The following is a 23,308-nucleotide window of genomic DNA, read 5'->3' as shown; positions in this document are numbered from 1 at the left end:
AGAAGTTATCCTGTAAGCGTTTTGTAAGGATTGTCGAATAAAATGAGTATTGGGGCCTAATTGTCGAAGAATCGGAGGATTCCGTAATTTTATTGGGGGATTAACATCACAGGAGGGAAAAGGATGGGGAGTTTTTTTAGAGGGAGAGCTAAACGCCTGATTTCTGGGTTTACAGCTTTGTTATTGGCGGCATCGTTGTTTGGAGCGGCAGGACATGCTGGAGCTAATGTTAATATGTCATTGGCTGTCAATGTGGACAAGACGACATATGCACCTGGTGAAGTAGTTTCAGTAACAGTTTCACTAAAAAATGTAGAGAATGCAGGATTGACGGGAGGTTTAGCCTACCTCGGTCTGGCCATTAGTTATCCGACTTCCATTTTCAGCGCTAACGATTATGTAACCGTTACAGATGGAAAGCGTGTCTATGGTGCGACAAATTATAGTTATGGGAGCGGCGTTATCGGCCAGGATTATATCGTTCAAACTCCTATAGACAGAGTTTCAACTTCTAATGGAGGCACGGCATATAATGAAGTCCAATTTTCCATTTTGAACGCTTCGGAGGGGAAAACATTTATTCGAAATGGGGATTTATTGACGTTTAAACTTAAGGTTAAGGAAGATGCACCGATTTCCAATCAGATCCCTATTTCTATTAATAGTTCTACACTGGATACTATCGATGGGGGGGAAAGCTCGGTTCCTACATCCAATATTAGCTTAGATGCTGCATATGTGAACATTACATCTAACGGAGATTCTAACCCATCCGGTGGAACAAGCAATCCGCCTAAGACGGAAACCGGCATAACCCTCAGTCAAACAGATCTTATGCTTGCCGAGAACGACAACCGAGGAATAACTGCTTATAAAACTTTCAGCGATAACACCAAAGAAGCACTTGAAGCATCAGCAGTAACTTGGTCCTCTTCAAACGAGATGATTGCCGAAGTAGATAATTCAGGCCAAATTACAGGCATGGCCAAAGGCGTTGCAACGATAACAGTACAATATAATGGTTACGAAGCAAAGATCAATGTAATTGTTTTTATCTTGGATCTAGATATAAGAAATTACATTGTTAAAGGCGAATTGGAATCGAATATCGTAAACGTTCGCGAGACCGATACATTTACGGCAACCGCTCTGTATGATAACGATAAAAGTTCAATAAATGTTACGAAAGATTCTGTATGGATTAGTTCAGATCCAAGCATTTTTTCGGTTACCGATGGAGTTGTCACCGGCGTATCCGAGGGGTCGGCAAAATTGATCACTGTTTATTCCAATATAAAGTATGAACAATGGGTTTCTGTTGCCTCAGGCGGAGGCACTTCTCCAGGCGGCGGAACAACCCCCGAACCGCCTGCCAGGACAGAAACGGGAATCTCGTTTATTCCGAACGACAAACTTTTGCTTACAGCTCCAAACAAAAAGTCCATAGCAGTCTCTCAAAAATTCAGCAATGACACGACAGAATCTCTTTCAGCGGAAAGCGTGACTTGGTCTTCCTCCGACGAGACCGTCGCTACGGTGGATGATAAAGGTTTTGTTACCGCCGTGGCAAAGGGCGTATCCGTTATAACGGCCAAGCATAACGGTTTTGAAGCAAAAATCAATGCAATCGTGTATACACCGGACGCAGGCAAGATTATGTCGTTTGGGATTACAGGCGCCTCTGACTCCAATAAAGTGAAGGTCGGCGGAAAACATGCCTTCACCGCTTCGCTGAAGTATTCCGATCATACTACGAAAGACGTAACGAAAGATGCGGTCTGGGTTAGTATGAATCCTGGGGTATGTACGGTTAAGGATGGTGTGGTCACGGGAGTTTCCCCCGGTTCGGCTGAACTGAAAATCTACTATGCAGGTGAGGAATACAATACTTGGGTATTGGTCGAAGCGGGAAGCTCATCCGATGGTTCCACGGGAGAAAATCCTCCAGGTGACTCATCCGGCGGGAACCCTTCCAATGAGAACCCCTCCGGCGGCAATACGGGTACGAATCCAGGCACAACCACCGGAACCGGCAGCACTACTCCAGCCCAGCCGTCTGCACCGCCAACTACCGAAGTGTTTAACACGAAGGTAGTAAACCCGGAGGTTATGGTCAGCAAAGTGCAAAACCTGGTGGCTTCGGCTACGCCTGCCGCCAGTTTCCAACAACCGGCAGATGTGAAAGGAAACTGGGCAGAGAAAACGATCAACATGTTCCTCAAGCTGAATATCATCAAAGGGTACACGGACGGAACGGTGAAACCGAACCAGACGATTACCCGTGCCGAGTTTGTGGGCATTCTGTCACGCATCTTTGATGTGCAAGGGACAAGTACGGTAGCGTTCAAGGACGTAACGGGCAATAACTGGGCCAAAACGGCGATCGATCAGTTTGCCGCGGCAGGCGTCATCAACGGTTACAGCAACGGCGAATTCAGACCGAACCAGACGATTACGCGGGAAGAAATGGTGATCGTTCTAAGCCGCTTGATGAACCTGAAGAGCGTAGCTTCCGATGCTTCAAAAGGCGGCTTCAGCGACGTACAGGGCGCCAAAGCAGCCGACAGCATTCAGCAGGCAGCGCAAGCGGGCATCATCAGCGGAGCGGGCAACGGAACTTTTGCGCCGGAAGGCAATGCTACCCGTGCGGAAGCTTTGACGATTATCTTGAATGCCTTGAACCTGAACGGGCAAATCAAAACGATGCTGGATTCCTTGGAATAGGCTGAACAGCGAAGCAACAAATGGCTAAATCATGGTTGCATCCTGCGGATCACGGTTAATGAATGGCATCTACGATCTCAGAAGGAGGTTACCGTGATGCAGGCGATTTGGAAAGGAGCCGTCAGCTTCGGGCTGGTGCATGTGCCTGTCAAAATGTATCCGGCTACGGAAGACCGGGATATTCCGCTGCGGATGCTGCACCGGGAGTATAAGGAGCCGATCCAGTATAGACGCACCTGTCCCAAATGCGAACAGGAGGTCCCGTGGAGCGACATTGTCAAAGGCTATGAATACGAGAAGGGGCATTTTGTGACCTTTGAGCAGGAAGAATTGGAGCAACTGGCTGCGGAGACCTCCCATGAAATCCGGATTTTAAATTTTGTGGATATGACCGAGATCGACCCGATTTATTATCAGCGAACCTTCTATCTTTCTCCGGAGGAGACCGGAGAGCATGCCTACAGACTGCTCGTGCGTGCGCTGGAGGCCACCCGGAAAATCGGCGTTGCCCAGGTAACGATCCGCCAGAAAAGCAGCCTTGCTGCGGTTAGGGTGGTCGACGGTGTATTGTCTCTCGTCACTATGTTTTATGCAGAGGAATTCCGCGACCGGTCGCAAATCCCGAATTTGCCTGAAGAGGCGAAGGTGGACCGCAGAGAGCTGGACATGGCAAAAATGCTGATCGACCAGTTGACGGGCAATTTCGAACCGGAGAAATACAGGGATGAATATAAGGAGCGATTGACGAAAGCAATCGAGGATAAAATCGAAGGCAGGGACATCGGCACGGTGCCAGAGGTGAACACGCCTAATGTGCTCGATCTGATGGACGCCCTGCAAGCCAGCTTGAAGCTGCTCAAGCCTCTGGAAGAGACGGGCAAGGGGGATAAGGCCTACAAGCGGAGAAGGGCGAAAAATCAAAAGAACCGGACGGGAGCATAAGCGTTTGAAGGATGCCTCCTGAAAAGCAAAAACAGCACGCCGACCACTCCTTTTATCGGAGGGTTCGGGGTGCTGTTTTTTAACGATTACCATAGTTAGAACGCTGATTATGTAAATTGCCGTTATCCGATCACTTCTTTAATCTTGATGTCCTGCCATTTGGCGAGATCGACAATCTCCTGGTTGTCCAAGACAACTAGCGGTTTGGAGGGATAGTTAAGGTTGGTCAGCAGAACCTTGCCTTTCCGGTTATCCGATAAAAGCACCTCGCAGCCCACTTGCCGGGACAGAAGCATGTCCAGCAGGGTCAGCCCGATTTCGGAGTCGAAGCGCTTCATAATAATCTGGTTATGTATTTCATCGATGACCTCGAAAAAATTGTAGGTCTGCCGGTGCGGGCGTTCCGAGATTAAAGCCATGTACACATCGGACAGGGCTACGATTTTGCTCAACCGGTCAATTTGGTCACCCCGTAAGCCGTTCGGATATCCGCTGCCGTCCTCCCGTTCATGATGCTGCAAGGCCACCAGCGCAATCCGGGGATCCACCTCGGAGTTTTGCAGGAGCTCATGCCCGAACACGGTATGCTGCTTCATGATCGCATATTCGTGATTGTCGAAGCGGTCGGGTTTGCTGATTAAGGAAGTGGGAAGCTTCACCATGCCGATGTCATACAACGTGGCTGCCGTACTCAGCAGCGCCAGTTCGTTCTCATCCAGTCCGAGCCGTTTGCCGAGCGATGTGGCGATCACGGCAACGCCCATGCTGTGCTTTTGGCGATAATCGCCTTGTTCCCGGAGCTCCGAGAAGACCTGAAACAAATTATACCGCTTGGACGTTTCCTCGATATAAGGCAGCACTTTCTCTTCAACCTCGTTCATCGGGATCACGCCGTTGTGGTGAACGAAGTTATTGATGTCCGATAGATGTCTTTCCGTCTGTTTGGCATGTTCGATGGGGTCCGTAATATCGATGGCTTGAACATCGTTTTTGCGGATTCTGAATTTTGTCAGCTGCTTGATGTGGCTCTCTAGGAGAATGGTCCCTTTTGCAATTAACAGCGTACCGGATGCTTCGTAAATATTGTTAAGTAAACGTTTTCCAATCAGCGGTTTGTAGTCTTCTGCCGACATTGCATGTATTACCTCCCGAGAAAAATCATTTCAGTATCTAGGAGAAACTTACCAATTTATGGACGAGGATATGGGTATACAATTATAACGGCTCATTTCGCTCCAAATATTAGCAGGAGCCGTAAAGTTGATTCTAAAGCATTACCGGATAAAGGCTGGTTGGGTTGTTAACGCAAAAGTAGGACTATAGACTATGAGCTTGCTGCAGTGAGGAAGAGAAGGGCTATACATCACTCATAACACGTGTTATACTCATGCCGAGGTGTAGCTATGGGCAAAAAAAGAGTGACCAGCCACGATGTCGCCAAGCTGGCGGGGGTATCCCGCAGCGTGGTGTCCGCCGTGCTGAACGATACGCCCGGCATCGGGGTTAGTCCCCAGACCCGGGAGGCGGTGCTGCGCGCGATACAGGAGCTGAATTACCATGTCGACGCCCAGGCAAGAAGCATGAAGACCGGCCGCAGCATGACGCTGGCCGCTTTCGGCGATACCCGCCATCCGCTGTTTATGCGGCTGCTGGAGGGCATGCAGCGGGAAAGCGAAGCAAGAGGGTATCACCTCTTGCTGTGTTCGCCGGGCGAGCGCAAATCCGGCGACGCCAGAAACGGGCTGCTCGATCTGTACCACCAGCGGAAGATCGACGGGATCGTCACGCTGGACAATACCAGCTACCGCAGCGCCGATTGGGCGGCGAAAGTGACGGAAGCCGGCGTTCCTTATGTGTCCGTCGAGGGGTATGCCGAGACGGAAGGCGTATTCTCCGTGCTGGCCGATTACCGGCAAAGCGTCATTACCGCGCTGGATTACCTGTGCCGCAGCGAGATTGGAACGGGCAGGACGCCGGTCTATGTGGAGATTTCCCCCGGGGGACAAGGCGGTAAGCGGGTCAACTGGGCGGAGAAGAACCGCCGGAACGCTTACAAAGACTGGTGCACCGCACGCGGCATGAAGCCGCTGATCGTCCAGCTGGATGAGCGGGAATGCCGCGAAGGCTGGGTAAACCTGTTGACGGAGCTAGGGGCGGAAGCCGGCGGCGGAAGCTTGCCGCCGGTGCTGGTGAATTGGTCGAGCGCTGTGCCGGAGCTGTACCGCGCGGCATTTCGCCTTGGCCTGACGATCGGCAGCAGCCTGAGAGTCATGGCCGCCGACAACACGATCCAGGGCGACCGACTGAGCGTGCCGACCCTCAGCTGCGTGGAGATTCCCTACGTCGGTATGGGCGAAGCGGCCGTACGCTCCATCCTCCAGCAGCTGGAGCAGGAGCCGGGCGCGGCGCTTGCGCCCGGCAAGCTGTGGCTGCCGGCCGTACTGAAGCCGGGCGAAAGCGCGTAAGCGCTTGGTCTTGGCAGGCACGGTGGGCCAACTGGCCCACCGTGCAGCAACATCAATGGCATTACCCTGATGGGATGCCATTTCTTTTTGGCATATAACACGTGTTATGACAAAGGAGGACAAAACATGTTTTGGACAGAGGAGAAGCTCGGCGCACGCATCGCGGAACTGGAAGGCTACCGTTACCGGGAGAACATCATTTTGCAGGAATGGCTGGGTATGGAGGATAAAGAGGGTGCGAACGGCGCATATCCGCCGAATTTTGAAAGCGGAGACAGCTACAAGGTCGGCGATTACTGGACGGGCCGGGATCTGTATCTCTGGCTGCATAAGCAGGTGAAGGTGCCGGCCGAGTGGCAGGGCCGGCGGGTGGTCGGGCTGTTTGACTTCGGCCGCACCGGCGGGGGGAACAACAGCGGCTTCGAGTCGCTGCTGTTTCTGAACGGCAAGCCGTATCAAGGCGTCGACTCGAACCACCAGGAGGTGTTCCTGGAGCCGGAAGCGACAGGAACGACCGTGGATTTCTCCTTCCGCCTCTGGTCCGGCCTCGAAGGCGGCGGCAAGCCGGTTCCCCAGGAGCACCGGATCAAACGGGCGGAGCTGGCCTATCTGGATGAAGCGGCCGACAATTTATATTATACGGGCCGCGCCGTGCTGGCCGTATCCCGGACGCTCGGCGGCAGCGACCCGCTGAAGCAGGAGCTGCTGACGGCGCTGGACCGGGCGTTCCGCCTGCTCGACTGGTCCCGGCCGGGCAGCGAAGCCTTTTATGCTTCCGTTGCCGAAGCCGATAAGCTGCTGCTGGCGCAGCTGGCGGCCATGAAGCGGGAGCATCCGGTGACGGTAACCGCCGTCGGGCATACGCATATCGACGTAGCCTGGCTTTGGCGCCTGACGCATACGCGCGAGAAGGCAGCCCGCTCGTTCTCTACCGTGCTGCGATTGATGAAGCAGTACCCGGAATATATTTTTCTCCAGACCCAGCCGCAGCTGTACGATTATATCAAACAAGACTATCCCGAACTCTACGCCCAGATTGCCGAGCGGGTGAAGGAAGGGCGCTGGGAGGCCGGAGGCGCCATGTGGCTGGAAGCGGACTGCAATCTGACCAGCGGCGAGTCGCTGGTGCGGCAGATTTTGTACGGCACGGCGTTATTCCGCAAGGAGTTCGGCGTCGAATGCAGCTATTTGTGGCTGCCGGATGTGTTCGGGTACAGCTGGGCGTTGCCGCAGATTTTGCGCAAGTCGGGCATCGATACGTTTATGACGACCAAAATCAGCTGGAGCCAATACAACCGCATGCCGCATGATACGTTCCACTGGCGGGGCATCGACGGCAGCGAGGTGCTGGCCCATTTTATTACAACCCCGGAAGCGCCCGACTCCAGCGCCTGGTATTATACGTACAACGGCCTGATCGAGCCGTTCTCCGTCCAGGGCATCTGGGATCAGTACCGCGACAAAAACCTGAACCGCGAGCTGCTGTTGTCCTACGGCTACGGCGACGGCGGCGGGGGCGTGAACCGCGAGATGCTGGAGATGCGCCGCCGGATCGACATCATCCCGGGAGTGCCCCATATTCGAACCGGTCGGGCGGACGAGTATTTTGGACGTTTAAACGAGACCATCCGGAATACGGATCAATACGTGCATACCTGGGACGGCGAGCTGTATCTGGAGTACCACCGGGGAACGTATACCAGCCAGGCGTACAATAAGCGGATGAACCGGAAGCTGGAGCTCTTGTACCGTGAAGCCGAGTGGTTGCAGGTGCTTTTGGCAGCGCAGTCCGGCGGCCTTAATGCATACCCGGCCCAAGAGCTGTATGAAGGCTGGAAAATCATCCTCCGCAACCAGTTCCATGACATCATCCCCGGCTCGTCCATCCGCGAGGTGTATGAGGATTCCAGGCTCGAATACGCGGAAGCGGAGCGGCTGGGCAATGCGGTTGCGGAAGCGGCAGTAGCGGGGCTGCTGGGGCAAGCGGAGGCGCAGGCTGAAGTGCAGGGAGCGCAGGCGGAGGTGCAGGCAGAAGCGCAAGCGGGAGCGGAAGCTCAGGAGGGAGGAACGTCATACACGGTATTCAACGGCGCTTTCTTTGACCGGGGCGGACTATTGTCGGCGGCGGATTCCGATCCGGCGCCGCTGGAGTGGCGGGACAAGGACGGACATACGCTTCGTTCGCAGCGGCTGGGCGGGGAATGGCTGATCGAAGCGCCGGTTGTGCCGATGCTCGCAGCGGCGGTGATTTCGGCGCATCCCCTGCAGCCGCAAACGCAGGACCCGGCGGAACTCCCGTTTGTCTGGGAAGGTTCCTGCCTGACCACGCCGTATTATGTGCTGGAATGGAACGAAGCCGGGCAGCTCAGCCGCCTGTATGACCGCGAGGCTGAACGGGAAGTGCTGGCGCCGGGCGAATGCGGAAACGTGCTGCAGGTGTTTGAGGATAAGCCGAAAATGTTCGACGCGTGGGATATCGACCTTTTTTACCAAGAGAAAAAGCGCGAGATTACCGATCTCCGTTCCATCGAGCTGGTAGAAGCCGGCGAGCTAGCCGCGGTGCTCAAGTTCACCTGGCAGTACATGGACTCTTCCATTATTCAAAAAATGAAAGTGTATGCTACGAGCCGCAGAATCGATTTCGAGACGCTGGCCGACTGGCATGAACAGCATCAGCTGCTGAAGACGGCGTTCCCGGTAGCTGTCCGGTCGACGGAAGCTACTTACGATATCCAGTTCGGCAACGTGAAACGCCCGACCCACTGGAATACCAGCTGGGACTACGCCCGCTTTGAAAGCGTCGGCCACCAGTGGGCCGACCTGTCGGAACGAGGCTACGGGGTGAGCCTGCTGAACGACTGCAAATACGGCTACGACATCAAAGACCATGTCATCCGCCTGTCCCTGATCAAGTCGGCGACCGAGCCGGATTGGCAGGCCGATCAGGGCGAGCACCGCTTTACGTATGCGTTGCTTCCGCACGAAGGGGACTTTATCGCCGGCCGGACGGTGGAAGAGGCGTGGATGCTCAACAACCCGCTGCGTTTGGCACAGGGTACATTGACCGGGCAGCCAGGACGATCGCTGGTGCGCACCGATCTTGAGGGCATCGCCGTCGATGCCGTGAAAATGGCGGAGGATGGGGAAGCCTGCATCATCCGGCTGCATGACTATACGGGAGCCCGCCGGAGGGTCACGCTGAGCAGCGAATATCCGGTGGCGTCATGGCAGCTCTGCGACTTGATGGAGCGTCCGCTGGAAGAGCCGGCAGAGGGCGGCCGCATCGAGCTTGAATTTAAGCCGTTTGAAATTCATACCCTGCGGGTGAAGTTCTTGTAAATCAGCGAATCGAATTTCCCGCTGATAATGATGCCAAACAGCCGCGTCCCGGTTAAGGGACGCGGCTGTTTTTTCACAAAAGGGATGGCTTAGCCTTCGGGCAGCTCCTGCGGAACCTCGACCAGCTCCACGTTATCGATCATAATGTGATTTCCACCTTGAATCGCCTGATTTGTGCCCTCACTGTTGCCGCCGATAAGACCCAGCAGAAACACGAGATGCGCCAGCGAATCCGTAGCCCCGGTCATGGTAAAGGTGAAGGTATGTTCTTCCATTTTATCCGTCAGAGTAATCTGCTGTGCCGTCAAATATTTGGTATAATCTCCGCCCTTGTGCTCCACCGCGACTTCAATCAGCCGATTAATGTCGGAGCGGGCCTGGAACGTCAGCTTATAGGTCTTGCCTTGAACAAGCTTTAATTGGGCGTAATCCACCTGTGCGCTGTAATTGAAGCCGCCTGTACCGGTCAGGCTGATCGCCAGTTCTCCGTTCGACGCCTGGGCAGAGCCTGTTCCGTCAAAATACTGCGACCAACCGCTCAAGCCTTTTGCCTCGTCGAAGGTTCCGTTATCCAGTCTGCCGCTTGCCGGCTCTACGGGCGTGCTGCCGGTTACTTCAGAGATGTCAATGTCGTCCAGGGACAGCGTATGGGCTGTGCTGTTGGCTGTTTTGTCGCTGCCGGCTGTTGCCCCGATCAGGTAATTCAGCTTCAACGCCTTGTTGTCTGCCACTGTAAACTGTGCACTGTAGGTTTTCCAGTCCGCGGTGATATCGAATTTCGCCTGCTGGGAGGCGGCGGAGGTTCCGCTATATTCCACAATGATCTGCCGGGGAACGGTCGATTTGGCCTTGAAGCTCAGTTCATAGGTTTTGCCGGCCTGAAGCCGAATGTCTCCCTGATAGAACTGGTTGGCCCAGGTCTGGTTGCCGGCTGCGCCGATTGCAAGATTGGCTACGCCATCCTGTACCCCCAGGAGAGCGGCGCCGCCCTCGCCGGACCAAGTCTCCCAGCCTGCGGTCCCGCTGCCGAACGAGCCGTTTAACACCAGATTGCTGCCTTCGGCCAGAACGACCTGCGTTACAGCCGCATTCACGTACCCCTCGGCTTCTACCGTAATGGCATATCTGCCCTCAGCCGGAAAAGCATCGGCCGCAAGCGTAATAACGCCAGCCTCGATCGTATATTTGCCTTCGGCAAGTGCCGTTCCGTTCACGCTGACCTTGAGAATCTTGCTGCGCCAGGCTTCATTGTCGATAAACGTCAAAGCAATCGGCTGTCCTATGCGGTTATTGCTGCTGTCCGACAGCAGTTCCTGTGGCTTGGACGGCGCATTCTTGATCTCGAATTTCACGTTATCAATGATCACGTCATGAGAACCGGTAATGCCGACGCCGTCTATTTTGCCCATCATGAATTTCAGCGACAGCGTATCCTTCGCGCCCTGGCGGAATTCAAATTTGTAATGGGCGCCATCCGGCGTTAGTTCAACCGTCTTGCTTAAAGAAGGCTGATACTTCGCATTCTCCGCGTTAACGGTGATTTTGCGGGCAGTTGTGGATTTGGCATCGAACTCCAGGACGTAGTCTGTTCCACTGGCTACCTTCAGCCCGTTCTGGAACAGCATGACCGAATAATTCTGGCTGCCGGTATTCGTAATGCTGAATTTGGCGGCTCCGGTCGTTATGTCCTCCGTGCTCTGTCCGCCTTGCTCGGTCAGCAGCCGTTCCCAGCCGTTCCAGCCGAAGCTGAAATCCCCGTTGGTGAGCGGATAATATACCAGAGACGGATCATAGTAGGTGCTCGTGCGAAGGAGTACAAAATTGTCCAGCTGCACGGTGCCCGGCGTCCCGCCAAGCCGCAGGACGAATTGCCCTTCATGATCCGTGGCTCCGGCAAGCCCCTTGAACTCGGCAGTAATCGTGTGCGCTCCTGCAGCAAGCTGCACGACCTGCGAAGCATAGAGCGTTCCGTCTTTGCCCAGCAGTTCTACTGTACCCGTGCGGGCGGAAGCGACGTTTGCGTCAAAGGTCAATTGATAATCCTGGCCGTTCACCAGGAAGATACCTTTCTGCAGCAGGCGTACATCGGCACCTTCCGATCCGCTGCCTGTAATCTTCAGCTGCAGACGGTTGTTATCGTTCACGCTGCTGCTGACGGCCGCTCCGCCGGTTGCTGCGGTATGCCAGTAGCTCAGCCGGTCTACCTCGCCAAGATCAAAGGTACCGTTGTACAGATGGTTACCGCTGCCGAGCGGCGTCTTGGCACCGTCATGATCGAACGGAATGCTCTCGATCTCCTCCAGCCGGGCATTGCCCAGCCATACCGGCGAGCTGTTGGTTCCCAGGTTGAATTCCACCCTTGCCGCATTGTCGGAATTTTCCTTCATCTGGAACATCATTTCATAATGGCCCATTGTTTCGGTAAGCTCGGCGTTAAGTCCCGGCGAATAAGCCTGGAACCCGCGCAATTGTCCGCCGGTCAGCCTGGCATTGATGCTCCGCGAGGTATCGGTTTTCGCATCAAAGCTGAGCTTGTAGAACCTTCCTTTCGCCAGCGATACGATGGCCTGCGGCTGAATCGAATAAGCATTTCCGCCGGCGCTGGTAATGTTCACCTTCAGGAAATTCTTTCCGTCTACCGGTACGAGCGACAGATCGGCCGCGGCCCCGGCTTCTTTGTAGAGCGCCCAATGCGCTGTATTTGCGATACCCATGCCTTCGTCTCCGGCCGCCTGCTCCGTGAATCCGCTGTTATGGATAAAGTTGCCATTAACCGGCTGGAGCCACCCGTCAAGATAAGGCTCCTTCGCAATCGTAACCGGCACAGGCTCCCGGTAAGGTCTGCCGGTCAGGTCGTATACCCGGACGTAATCAATCTCCATCGACTGCGGGAATGTTGTATCTGCGGTCGGATTGCCGTCAAAATTGCCGCCTATGGCCAGATTCATCAGAAGATGGAACTCTTGGTTGAACGGCGCCGGATAAGCATTATTGGCCGGTTGCCCGCTGCTGATGCTATACCAGTCGTTTTTGGTCGAGTAGAGGGCACCGTCTACATACCAGCGGATCTCTCCCGGCTCCCATTCAATGGAATAGGTATGGAACTGATCGATGGTTCCGTTATTGGGGAAAACATATTCTTTGCCGGAGTAAACATTATCCGGCCACGTGCCGCCGTAATGAATGGTACCGGCAACGGTGTTCGGGCGGCTGCCCCAACCCTCCATAATATCGAGTTCGCCGGAAGCCGCCCAGTTGCCGTACTCATAATTCTCCGGCAGCATCCAGATCGCCGGCCATAAGCCTTTGCCGGTCGGAGCCTTCGCGCGGATCTCGAATTTGCCGTATTTCTTGCTGAACAGGCCCTTCGTCTTGATACGGGAGGACGTATAATCCTTGCCGTTCTGCGTCTCCTTGATTGCGGTAATGACCAGCTTGCCGCCAGATTCCTTTACATTTTTCTCGTTATTCGTATACCATTCCAGCTCATTGTTGCCCCAGCCGGGATTACCGACGGCGGTGCCGTCTCCAAGATCATAAGTCCACTTCTCGGGATCAATGGTACCGTCATTGAACTCATCGCTCCAAACCAGTGTCCACGGGTTTGCCGTCGGTGTAGGACCTGTACCGGCGTTGTTGCCTGCCGGTGACGCGCTGGCGGCAGGGGTAACAACCTTCAGCTCTGCGCTGCTGCCTTTATTCAATGCCGTACCGCCGCTGCTGACGCCGTCGGCATTATTTGTGACAGCACCGATGCTGCCGCTGCCCTGCAGCGCGGTGTTTGCGGCATTTACAGAAATCAGCAGCTCTGCTACCCGGGCATTGTCGGCCAGTTTTACCTGGCTTGGTGTGCTTAATTGAAGCTTACCCAGCTTGCCGGAGATCGCCAGCGTGAGTGCACCCGCCCGGTTCTCTTCTGTGCTCACTGCGGCAAAGTCGCCCTTAAGCGTCACCGCTTTGGCTCCTGAGCCGATCTCGACATTGGAAAACCCTGTTCCAGTCAGGGTTCCTTCCTCCAGCGTTGCCGCAGAGTCGAGCTGTACCGTTCCCGTAGCTGTCCCGCCGGTGGCATACACACGTACCGGGCCTCCGGGTTTGGCCACCATGATATTCCCAAGTTTACTGTTCTTAAGGCTTACGCTATGTTCTCCGCCTCCGCGGATGAAGGTTGTGCCGGTCACCTGCACCCCGTCAAGCGTGGCATTGCCTTCGGCGATGCCTTCGGAGAGGTACAGATTGCCTTCGATCACGGTATTCTTTAAGACGATATCCGCGCTGCTGAGCACGACATTGCCTTTTACGGTGCCCAGAGATACCTCTCCCGGAGACGCAACCCGTCCGCCAACCATCAGATCCACGATCCGGGCGAGCTCGGCGCGGCTGATGGCTCCATCCGGCTTAAACGTCCCTGCGGGGTAACCCTGTAAATAACCTGCAGCAGTTAACGCCGCCACGGCATCTTTCAAATTCGCGTCCGCACCCGCCAAATCCGTAAATGGAGCCGTTTGCTTACCGCCGGCTTCCAGCCGGAAAATCTTCTGCAATGCCACAGCAACCTCAGCGCGCGACAGCTTGGCGGAAGGATAAATCCGGTTGCTGGAGTCAGCGTTCAAATATCCCGCGGCTAAACCTTTCGCGATGTCGCTGCTGTACCAGCGCCCCTTTGCCGCATCCGAAGGAAGCACGGCCGACTCTGCTTTGTAGTTGAAGATTCGGTTCATGATGACGGCAAACTCCGCTTTGGTCACCGGATTATTGGGGCGAAAGGTCCCGTCTCCATACCCGCTAATGATGCCAAGATCACTCCAGCGCTGTACGGACTGTGAGGCCCAGTGGTCTGTTTTCAAATCAGTAAACGCTTTCAATTTGCTGGCTGCAACAATCTGCTGTGCAGATGCAGGCGCCGCAGCGGACACTGGGCCGCTTCCCAGGGGCGACAGCAGGCCGGTCACCAGGGCCATGGCCGCAAGCATGGCTGAAATGCTTTTTTTCATCCTCTGAATTCCTCCTTAGTGATGAATAAGAATTTCCTTGAACTCGAATCGGAACCGGTTTCGATCAACTGGAAGCGATTTCGGTAATATAGTCTCGCATTTCCTGTTACTGTACAAGGCACGGATTTTCTGATTCGGGTTCCATTTTTCGGGTTTGTTGGAAAAGCTAATCTTTGGGGGCGGGCTCCACGATTTTGCAAGGGTCTCGATAAATTTCAACCTTCCTCACTTTTTCTCTACTGTGGCCCAAAGGCAGCTCTGATAGATGAGTTCAGAAACAAGGAACTGAAACAACATCACTGAAATTCGGGGGGATTCAGCATGAATAAGAGATTTTCTGCAGGAAAAATGACGCTGTTGGCATCGGCACTGGCTGCTACCGCCGCACTGAGCGCCTGCGGCAACAATAACAGCAACGAAGCGGCAGCGAACAACGGGGCTGCGGCAATCAGCGGCGGCGAGCAAGTTACGCTGCGCGTCTTCTCCAACCTGCCAAACCGTAAATCGGGACAAGGCCTGGCCGAGCAAATGGTCATCGACAGCTACATGAAGGCTAACCCGAATGTCAAAATCGAGCTGAACACGCTCGTACAAGCCGGATACGTAAAGAGCTCGATCCTAAAGAATATGGCGACACCTGCAAGTTATGGTGCCTCCTTTGCCCCTCCAGTATATCGTTCGGCCGGAAGCAGAACAATCATCCCCGGAAAGGATTCGCCATTCTTAAACCTTATTCGCTTTTTCTCTACTGACAAATGAAATATTCACTATTGTATATTTCACAGAAAGTCCATACATTAATAATGGGTACATCAATCCAGAGGGAGAATAAAAATGGCATACCGTAAATATGAATTGCGTTCGTCATTAACACAGGTTATCCCCTTGATACTTACCACGCATTATCAATCGGCCGTGAACCGAAACGCCGTCTTCGCAGAGTTTTTGGAAACCTACAAGGAAACGCTGGACTTCACGTTTACGACAACGTTGACCCGCATGGTGGAAGCCTTGTTCATGGGGCCGATCGAATACAAGGAATATTTGAATTACCTGGAGAAGAAAGGGATCGAGCAAGGAGAATACACCGCAGATATCTACAGCGATCAATTCGAAATACTGCTGGAGATGAGCAAGGATTTAAATTTGACCGCGCAGCGTACAATGTTCCGAATCATTGAGGAGAACGTGGACCATGCAGAGGACCGCCTGTTTTTTCACGATCGCATCATGGAATGCAACTGGACCTGCTTTGCCGGCTTTGCCCAAGGGTATTTATCTAACAAAAAAGTGGAAATCGACAGTTTGCATGAACAGAAAATCGCAGTCATGGGACAAATGGCGGCAGGCATGGCCCATGAAATCCGCAATCCGTTGTCTTCGATTAAAGGATTTGCCCAGCTCGTGAACCACCGGTTGGCGGAGCCGGAGCTTAAAGTGAATGAATTGCGTGCATATATGGATATTACGATCAAGGAGATCGATGCCCTGAACGGGCTGGTGACGGATTTCCTGATTCTGTCCCGAAAAGGAGACGCCGCGCAGAAGGAAGGCACCGTCTTTAATGTAATGGAAGTGATACATAGGGTGAACCATATCGTAAACCAGCTTATTCTCAGCGACGATATCACTCTTTCCCTGGAGTATTATCAGGATGAAATCCGGTCGTTTGGAAGAGCTTCGCAGCTGGAGCAGGTCTTTCTGAACATTCTGAAGAACAGCATCGATTCCTTTGAGGGAGGCCGGGGACAAATTGATATTGCCGTGGCTGCCGTTCCCGATCCAGGCGAAATTGTTCTAAGCTTTAAAGATAACGGGGCGGGAATTCCGAAGGATAAGCTAAGCAGCATCTTCGATCCTTTCTTTACAACCAAACCGAAGGGGACGGGCATCGGGCTGTCCATCTGTAAGCAACTGATCGAAATGTACGGAGGCAGAATCCGTATCGATTCGGAAGTCCAAGCGGGAACCACCGTTAGCGTTACCTTGCCTTGGGTGAGGGAGTAAAGGAGCACAGCTCATGAAGCCAATTACAATATTGATAGCCGACGACGAGGTTGAAATTGCCGATTTGATCGCGTTGCATCTGGAACAGGAGGGCTACCGCTGCCTCAAGGTTCATGATGGAAGGGCGGCGCTGCAAGCGGTGCAGACGCAGCACATCGATCTTGCCGTACTGGACATTATGATGCCTGGTATGGACGGTCATGAAGTCACCCGGCAAATCCGGGAACGTTACCGGCTGCCGATTATTTTCGTAAGCGCCAAAACCTCCGATCTCGATAAAATCACCGGGCTGGTCATCGGTGCGGACGATTATGTCGCCAAACCGTTCAACCCGATGGAACTGGTGGCCCGAGTCAACGCCCAGCTTCGCCGTTCGCTTCAACTGAGCCAGCCGGCTGGAGACCGTTCGTCCGTTCTCGATGCCGGAGGTCTGACGATCGACCCGGAACGCCGCGCCGTCGCCTTATACGGTAGCCTTGTGGAGCTGACGCCCAAGGAATTCGATATCCTCTACCTGCTGGCCGGCCATCCGGGCAAGGTATTCAGCAGCGAGCATATTTTCCGCCAGGTGTGGGGCGAGGCTTATTACGAAGGCGCGAATACGGTGATGGTACATATCCGCACCTTGCGCAAGAAGCTCGGCAACGACCCGAACAAAAATAAGTGGATCAAAACCATCTGGGGAGTAGGGTATACATTCAATGGATAAGCTCTTTCGCGGTTTCCGGTTCCGGATGATTCAGCTGCTTGTCCTCAGCATGGCGGCTTCCGGCATTGTTACGTACATGCTCTATAAAATATTGCAGTCGATGTATGCCGACGTCAAAGTGGAGGACCCGCTGGCGAAGGTCCGCTTTTTTATCCGCGATATCGGCGACTTTAACTTTTTCCTGCTGTTCTTCGTCCCGCTCGCGATCCTCTTCTTCTTCCTGTTCACCAAACCGTATGCCCGTTATTTCCGTGATATCTCGGAACAGATTCACCGGTTGGCAAAAGGGGATTTCGGCGGCGAACCGCTGTACATTCCTTCCCGGGACGAGTTCGCGGATATCGCGGACGATTTGAATCTGGCTGCCGCGAAGCTGCGGGAGGCCGTGGAACGGGGGGATTTCGCGGAAAGCAGCAAAGACCGGCTGGTGCTCAATCTGGCCCATGATTTGCGGACGCCGCTGACCTCGGTGCTCGGCTACCTCGATTTCGTGCTGAAGGACAGGGATCTCACCCCGGAGCAGATCAAACATTACACCATGATCGCTTATGCCAAATCCCGGCGGCTGGAGAAATTGATCGAAGAGCTGTTCGAAATTACGCGCATGAACTACGGCAAGGTTACGATCCGCAAAACGCCTTTCGATTTAAGCGAGCTGCTGCACCAATTGAACGAGGAAGTCTACCCCTTGTTCGAGAATAGCGGGCTGACAGCGCGGCTGCAGCTCCCGCAGCATCTGCTGATGAACGGGGACGGCGAGCTGCTGGCCAGGGTGTTCGAGAACCTGCTGACCAATGCGGCGAAGTACGGGGCGGACGGCCAGTACATCGATCTGAACGGCCGCGCCGATGAACGCGAAATCGTCATTGAGGTCGTGAATTACGGCGGCGGCATTTCGGCAGAAGAGCTGCCCCATGTATTCGAAATGTTCTACACAGGCGATACGGCCCGGAGCCATCAGGAGGGCCAAAACGGTACCGGCCTGGGATTGTTTATCGCGAAAAATATCGTGGAGCAGCACGGCGGGACGATCGCGGTGCAAAGCGACCTGCTCCTCACCTGCTTTGAGGTCCGGCTTCCCCGCAGCTAAGCTGGCGTGATCGGCGGTAATTGCGGTAATTTAAGAAAAACTTTAGAATTACCCCCACTTCTTTTTTAACGTTTCCCTGTATCTTAAAGCCATAAGACAAGGGGGAACCTTAAGATGCGAAAGTGGGTTTTTTGGGCTGTGCTGCTGCTCCTTCTGACCGCAGATGCCGTATGGAGCGGTACGGGCATCGTTGGGGGAAGAGGGGGATTAAGGAACGCCGATCTGCCGATGGAGTCTTCCTCCCGGAACAACGAGCTGCTGGCGATCACGCCCGATCAGGTATACCGCGGAAATCTGCTGCTCGTCAACCGGGAATATGCCGTCCATGCGGAAGGCGTTGCCACAGATATTATAAAGCTGTCCGAGCATCCGGAGCTGCGCGAGGGGTACGGACTGATGGATCACTCGATCCGTCTCTCCAAAGAGGTAGCCAAACGGTTCGGCGGGATGGTGAAAGCGGCCGCTGGAGACGGGGTATCGCAATTCCTGATCAGCAGCGGGTACCGGAGCAAAAAGGAACAGGAGCAGCTTTTCGCGCAAAAGGGTAGCGATTATGCCCTGCCGGCCGGCAACAGCGAACATAATATCGGTTTCTCGCTCGATATCGGCTCGGCCGGCCAGGAGATGAGCCGTGCTCCGGAGGGGCGATGGCTGCGGGAGCATGCCGCGGAATACGGATTTATTCTGCGCTACCCGGAGGATAAAACGGAGATCACCGGCATCGAATATGAGCCCTGGCATTTTCGTTATGTCGGCCTGCCGCACAGCCTAATTATGCAGGAACAGCATTGGACGCTTGAAGAGTACCTGGCTGTTCTAAAAGAGCGGCAGTCGTATTCGGCAACGGTTGGGGGAAAAACCTACATCATCACGTATCATGCCGTTTCCGGCAATACGGTGATTCCGGTGCCTGCGGACCGGGGCTACGAATTATCCGGCAACAATATGGACGGGGTTATTCTGACGGAGCTCCCTTCATCGACGGAATAAGGCTTCCAGAGGCAGAAAGAGAGGTTAATTATTGAAATCCAAATCGGCATCATCCATGAAAAATATTCTTCTTCAGATCACATATGCGCTGTACGTCTACGCGCTGATCAAAATTATCCTGTTCAAATTCGGCTCCATTGAACCGGGTTTCTTGTGGGATCAGCTTCAGCATGCCGGCGACAGCCTGGCCCGCCAGCTGCAGTGGGGCAACTTTACGCCGCTCGTTACGATTTCGGATGAACTCCGGGCAAAGTCCGCCCATTCGATGGTGAACCTGCTTGGCAACATCGCCTTGTTCATCCCGCTGGGCGTGTTTGCCCGCCTGCTGTCGCCGGGGCGGCGCTTATCGCTGCCCGGGATGCTGCTGCGCGGCCTGGGTCTCAGCCTGCTGCTGGAATGTGCCCAGGGCGTGTTCGCCATCGGCACCTTCGATGTCGATGACCTGCTGCTGAATACGCTTGGCGCGCTGCTGGGTTACGGGCTATGCCGGCTGTTAATGGGCGGGAAGAAGCCTGGGGCCGAGCGGTCCAGCGAGTTCCAAGCCAAGACAGCTGGCTGACCGTTGGCTTGGAGTCAGATAAACAAAAAAAGCAGCTTGCCACAAAGGCAGGCTGCTTTTTTTGCAGGCTCCGTAATGCGTTTACCAGCCCATGCGATCGCGCAAAGAAGTAATATGGGCCAGATGATGTTTGCCGTGCCAAGCATAGATTCCGATATTTCTGCCGAGAGGAACTTCGCCGGATTCCGGATGGATAAAGGTCTTTTCCATATCGTCGGGAGTTAGCGCCCGTAAAACGCGGGTCCAGCGTTCATGCAAGGATTCCAGAAGGACAAGCGAGGTTTCAACCGGCAATTGATAATCCGGGAGCTCCGCCCATTTCGTTTCGTTATAAGGTTTGATCGTAGGGCGTTCTTCGGTGAGCGCCAATTTAAAGCGGGTGTAAGCATTCATATGGCTGTCTGCAACATGGTGAATGACTTGCCGCACCGTCCAGCCCTCCGGACGATAAGGTGTATCCAGCTGATCCTGATCCAAGTCCGCTACAGCCTCCCGCAATAATCCCGGCAAAGCTGCAATCTCATCGATCCAGTCGCTGGCCACGCTGCCGGTCATTTCACCGTCAAATTGAAAAGGGCCAATCGGGTATCTCAAATCCATCTGCTTCATCCCCCTTGGTTTTATGGCGAACGAAATGAGTCGCTAAAATCCATCATACTACAATCTCCTTATATTTTTGTAAAAAATCAGTGTAATTCATTTTAGTCCATGTTAGCATCCGCTTGTAGAGCAAATAACGCAGGAAAGGATGATGCAGGATGAATTTTACGGTTGAAGAAATCCCGGATTACCGCATCGCATACGTACGGAAGACGGGACCTTATGGTCCGGCCAATGCGGAGGCGATGGAGCGGATGAAGGACTGGGCAGCTGCACAGGGCAAGCTTACGGGCAACGCGATTCTGTTCGGCATCCCGCAGGACCACCCGTCCGCGACACCGCCCGAAAAGTGCCGGTATGACGCAGCCCTTGTCATTGCTGCCGGGGACGCGACCGATGAATCCGTCTGTGAAGGGATCCTCCGCGGCGGAACCTATGCCGTCGTGCGGATCGGACACACGCCGGAAGAAGTACGGCAGGCTTGGGCGGAGATTTTCCCGGCGCTCCAAGACAGGGGCTTTGAACCCGAGGACAGGCCGGTGATGGAACGGTACCGGGGCGAGCTCCTGCGCAAGCATCAGTGCGAGATATGCGTACCTGTAAAAGGAGCAAAAGAGTAGAATACGGTGCCGCGCCTTGCCTTCAGTAGCTCCGTTGGCTGCTGCATTGCAGCATTGGGACGGGAATGTGTAATGTATGGAAGCATCCGCAAGTAATCCGACAAACAAACCGGAAGATAAACCGGCGTGTCCATTACGGCCGCTCCACTCCTCCGCTAACGGACCTGAGTGCCGTTATTGGCAGCAATCCCTATCATTTCACCTGCTAACGGACTTGAGAGCCGTTATTATGCGGTTATTCGGCGAATATCAGCGTTATTGATGTGAGTAACGGCGCTGGTGTCCGTAAGCATGGGAAATACGGCGATTTCCCATAAATAACGGCGCTGGTATCCGTTAGACTTTAGTGGGGCGGGAGGAAGGCTGGGAATGGACGGGGGAAATGGGCACAAGCAGGGGGGGCAGGTGTGATTGCGGAGCGGCAAGTCTATAGCGCAACGGCAGTGCTATTGAGGGGCGGCGGCAGATTCGGTCGGCCGATGGACATGCAGGCTCCAGTAGCGCTCGGCGATGCCTTCAAAAAAAGGGGAGTTCCGGCAGGCCATGAATTGGCCAACCGGAACTCCCCGATTTTTTTACAAATACTCGCAATTGAAATTCGTAAACTCTGCCGAGGCATCTTCTCCGACCGCATACAGCCCGATCAGCACGCCGGTAAAACCGCCGGCCACCTCGGACGACAGGTATCGCGTCTGTGCCGAGCCGAGGAGAATGTCTTCGCTGCCGGAACGCAGGAAGAAGCTGTACCGTTCATGCTCCGACTTGATGACCAACGTGGCCTCATGAGCATCGTCGGACAGGGCGATCTCCCGCTCAACCGATTTGATGTCGCCGATATTCAGGCGCTCGATCACCTGATAGCCTGCCGCCGTTTTGCGGAGCGCCAGATCATAATGATGATTCTCGTCCATGTAGATCGTCAAGCCGGCTTCGCCTTCCTTGTTGCTCCAATCGAGGCTCACGTCGCAGGAGATCACGGCATCGAAGTCGCGCTGGCGCAGCCCGATGAACGTCGGCGTGGCCGGCGCATCCAGCGTAACCAAGGTACCTTGCAGCGTAACTTTATCCGCATCCAGGCGATAGTTGCCTTCCACCGGATGGCGCAGGCGGGCCCAATCAAGGTTCCAGTCGGTATTGCCGAAGGTGTATTGCTTTTTCTCCCGCTGAACAACCGTCTCCGGAATCCGGTCCGTCTCGATGCTGATCAGCGTCGTGCCGTCATGGCCTGCCGTGAACCAGCCGTCTTCCCCGAACGTAACCGGAGCCAGGAACACCTCGCGGCCGAGATGATGGAAGGTCAGCCAGCGGCCGATCTGCCGGAAGCCCAGGTGAAAAATCCACCAGTTCCCCGCACCGTCCTGCACCAGGTCGCCATGGCCGACGCCCTGCAGCTCGTAACCCCCCAGGTTCCGGTTCGTCAGTACGGGATTGTGCGCGTAAGGCTCGAACGGTCCGGTGAGCGATTCGCTGCGCGCATACGTAATCATGTGGCCGTATTCGGTGCCGCCTTCCGCCGCCATCAGATAGTAAAGGCCGTTAATCTTGTACATATGCGGACTCTCCAGATAACGTCCGCCTGTCCCTGCCCAGATCGAGCGGCTCGGACTCAGCTTGCGGCCGGTTTCGATCTCAATTTCGCACTGGACAATGCCGCCTTTGCCGAAATCGTCCACGCCATTGCTCATGAAGAAGGTCCGGCCGTCTTCAAAATACAAATCCGGGTCGATGCCGCCCTGATCGACGAACACCGGCTCCGACCACTCCCCATAAATGTCGTCGGTCCAGACATAGAAATTCTGGCGCAGCGTGTCGTTGGTCGTCGTCATGTAGAACCGTCCGTTGTTATGCCGGATCGTCGGCGCGAATACGCCGCCCGAGCTGCCTACGGTCTCCAGCTCAATCTGGCTTTTACGCGTCAGGCAGTGGCCGATTTGCGCCCAGTTGATCAGATCCTTGCTCTCGAAGATCGGGACGCCCGGAAAAAACTGAAACGAACTGCAAACCATATAATAGGTGTCGTTCACCTTGCAGACGCTTGGATCCGGATAGAAGCCTTTAATGACCGGGTTGTTGAATTTCATGGTTACACCTCGCTGGTTAAATTCGCTAAAACGAGAATTCGTAAAAATAAGAATCCAGTATGTCCATCACTAAGCAAATTAAACATCAACCGGCGATTTCTTGCAATGCACGGCGCTTGCTTGTACTCATTAAATCATTTAAATTAATATAAATATGATTTCAACATGGCGTTTGGCAATGGAAGGAT

General features: G+C 54.3%; 15 protein-coding genes. 11 read left to right on the top strand and 4 right to left on the bottom strand.

Features of this window, described 5'->3' with window-relative positions:
- The first annotated feature begins 123 nt into the window (after positions 1 to 123).
- Entirely contained in the window at positions 124 to 2,724 is a 2,601-nt protein-coding gene (locus BMW84_RS12310) for an S-layer homology domain-containing protein (RefSeq protein WP_091068725.1), read from the top strand.
- A gap of 96 nt (positions 2,725 to 2,820) precedes the next feature.
- Positions 2,821 to 3,666, top strand: a complete 846-nt coding sequence (locus BMW84_RS12305) for a non-homologous end joining protein Ku (protein ID WP_091068722.1) — start codon at positions 2,821 to 2,823, stop codon at positions 3,664 to 3,666.
- A 122-nt stretch (positions 3,667 to 3,788) separates the two neighbouring features.
- Here BMW84_RS12305 and BMW84_RS12300 read toward each other — a convergent pair whose 3' ends face one another.
- Entirely contained in the window at positions 3,789 to 4,799 is a 1,011-nt protein-coding gene (locus BMW84_RS12300) for an HD-GYP domain-containing protein (RefSeq protein WP_091068721.1), read from the bottom strand.
- Between the two features lie 270 nt (positions 4,800 to 5,069).
- Here BMW84_RS12300 and BMW84_RS12295 point away from each other — a divergent pair, with 270 nt between their 5' ends.
- Both BMW84_RS12295 and BMW84_RS12290 read left to right on the top strand, forming a co-directional pair.
- Positions 5,070 to 6,131 (top strand): LacI family DNA-binding transcriptional regulator, encoded by a 1,062-nt coding sequence (locus tag BMW84_RS12295; protein WP_091068718.1) that lies wholly within the window; start codon positions 5,070 to 5,072, stop codon positions 6,129 to 6,131.
- 126 nt (positions 6,132 to 6,257) lie between these two features.
- Complete coding sequence (locus BMW84_RS12290) at positions 6,258 to 9,470, top strand: alpha-mannosidase (protein WP_091068716.1); 3,213 nt, start codon at positions 6,258 to 6,260, stop codon at positions 9,468 to 9,470.
- 89 nt (positions 9,471 to 9,559) lie between these two features.
- Here BMW84_RS12290 and BMW84_RS12285 read toward each other — a convergent pair whose 3' ends face one another.
- Entirely contained in the window at positions 9,560 to 14,464 is a 4,905-nt protein-coding gene (locus BMW84_RS12285) for a carbohydrate binding domain-containing protein (protein ID WP_091068713.1), read from the bottom strand.
- A 321-nt stretch (positions 14,465 to 14,785) separates the two neighbouring features.
- Here BMW84_RS12285 and BMW84_RS12280 point away from each other — a divergent pair, with 321 nt between their 5' ends.
- The 6 genes from BMW84_RS12280 to BMW84_RS12255 all read left to right on the top strand — a co-directional run bounded on the left by BMW84_RS12280 (position 14,786) and on the right by BMW84_RS12255 (position 19,819).
- The gene (locus tag BMW84_RS12280; RefSeq protein WP_091068711.1) at positions 14,786 to 15,223 is read left to right on the top strand and encodes a hypothetical protein; all 438 of its coding nucleotides are present in this window, start codon (positions 14,786 to 14,788) and stop codon (positions 15,221 to 15,223) included.
- A gap of 75 nt (positions 15,224 to 15,298) precedes the next feature.
- Positions 15,299 to 16,471, top strand: coding sequence for a sensor histidine kinase (locus tag BMW84_RS12275; RefSeq protein WP_091068709.1), 1,173 nt, complete (start codon positions 15,299 to 15,301; stop codon positions 16,469 to 16,471).
- 13 nt (positions 16,472 to 16,484) lie between these two features.
- On the top strand, positions 16,485 to 17,180 hold the full coding sequence (locus BMW84_RS12270) for a response regulator transcription factor (protein WP_091068706.1): 696 nt from the start codon (positions 16,485 to 16,487) through the stop codon (positions 17,178 to 17,180).
- On the top strand, positions 17,173 to 18,270 hold the full coding sequence (locus tag BMW84_RS12265) for a HAMP domain-containing sensor histidine kinase (RefSeq protein WP_091068705.1): 1,098 nt from the start codon (positions 17,173 to 17,175) through the stop codon (positions 18,268 to 18,270). The genes BMW84_RS12270 and BMW84_RS12265 overlap by 8 nt, the downstream gene beginning before the upstream one ends.
- Positions 18,271 to 18,384: 114 nt before the next feature.
- Complete coding sequence (locus BMW84_RS12260; RefSeq protein WP_091068702.1) at positions 18,385 to 19,260, top strand: M15 family metallopeptidase; 876 nt, start codon at positions 18,385 to 18,387, stop codon at positions 19,258 to 19,260.
- A 31-nt stretch (positions 19,261 to 19,291) separates the two neighbouring features.
- Positions 19,292 to 19,819, top strand: coding sequence for a VanZ family protein (locus tag BMW84_RS12255; protein WP_254772969.1), 528 nt, complete (start codon positions 19,292 to 19,294; stop codon positions 19,817 to 19,819).
- An 81-nt stretch (positions 19,820 to 19,900) separates the two neighbouring features.
- Here the strand turns inward: BMW84_RS12255 and BMW84_RS12250 are convergent, their stop codons facing one another.
- On the bottom strand, positions 19,901 to 20,419 hold the full coding sequence (locus BMW84_RS12250; protein ID WP_091068701.1) for a YfiT family bacillithiol transferase: 519 nt from the start codon (positions 20,417 to 20,419) through the stop codon (positions 19,901 to 19,903).
- 158 nt (positions 20,420 to 20,577) lie between these two features.
- On the opposite strand from BMW84_RS12250, the gene BMW84_RS12245 reads away from it, so the two are divergent.
- Positions 20,578 to 21,039, top strand: coding sequence for an AraC family transcriptional regulator (locus BMW84_RS12245; protein WP_091068699.1), 462 nt, complete (start codon positions 20,578 to 20,580; stop codon positions 21,037 to 21,039).
- Positions 21,040 to 21,614: 575 nt separating this feature from the next.
- Here the strand turns inward: BMW84_RS12245 and BMW84_RS12240 are convergent.
- Entirely contained in the window at positions 21,615 to 23,120 is a 1,506-nt protein-coding gene (locus BMW84_RS12240; RefSeq protein WP_091068697.1) for a glycoside hydrolase family 43 protein, read from the bottom strand.
- Positions 23,121 to 23,308: the final 188 nt, after the last annotated feature.

It is taken from the genome of Paenibacillus sp. NFR01 (assembly GCF_900111565.1).
Lineage (GTDB): Bacteria > Bacillota > Bacilli > Paenibacillales > Paenibacillaceae > Paenibacillus_AQ.
Note: the sequence above shows the minus strand (reverse complement) of the source record. Positions and strands in the feature narration are given on the sequence as shown.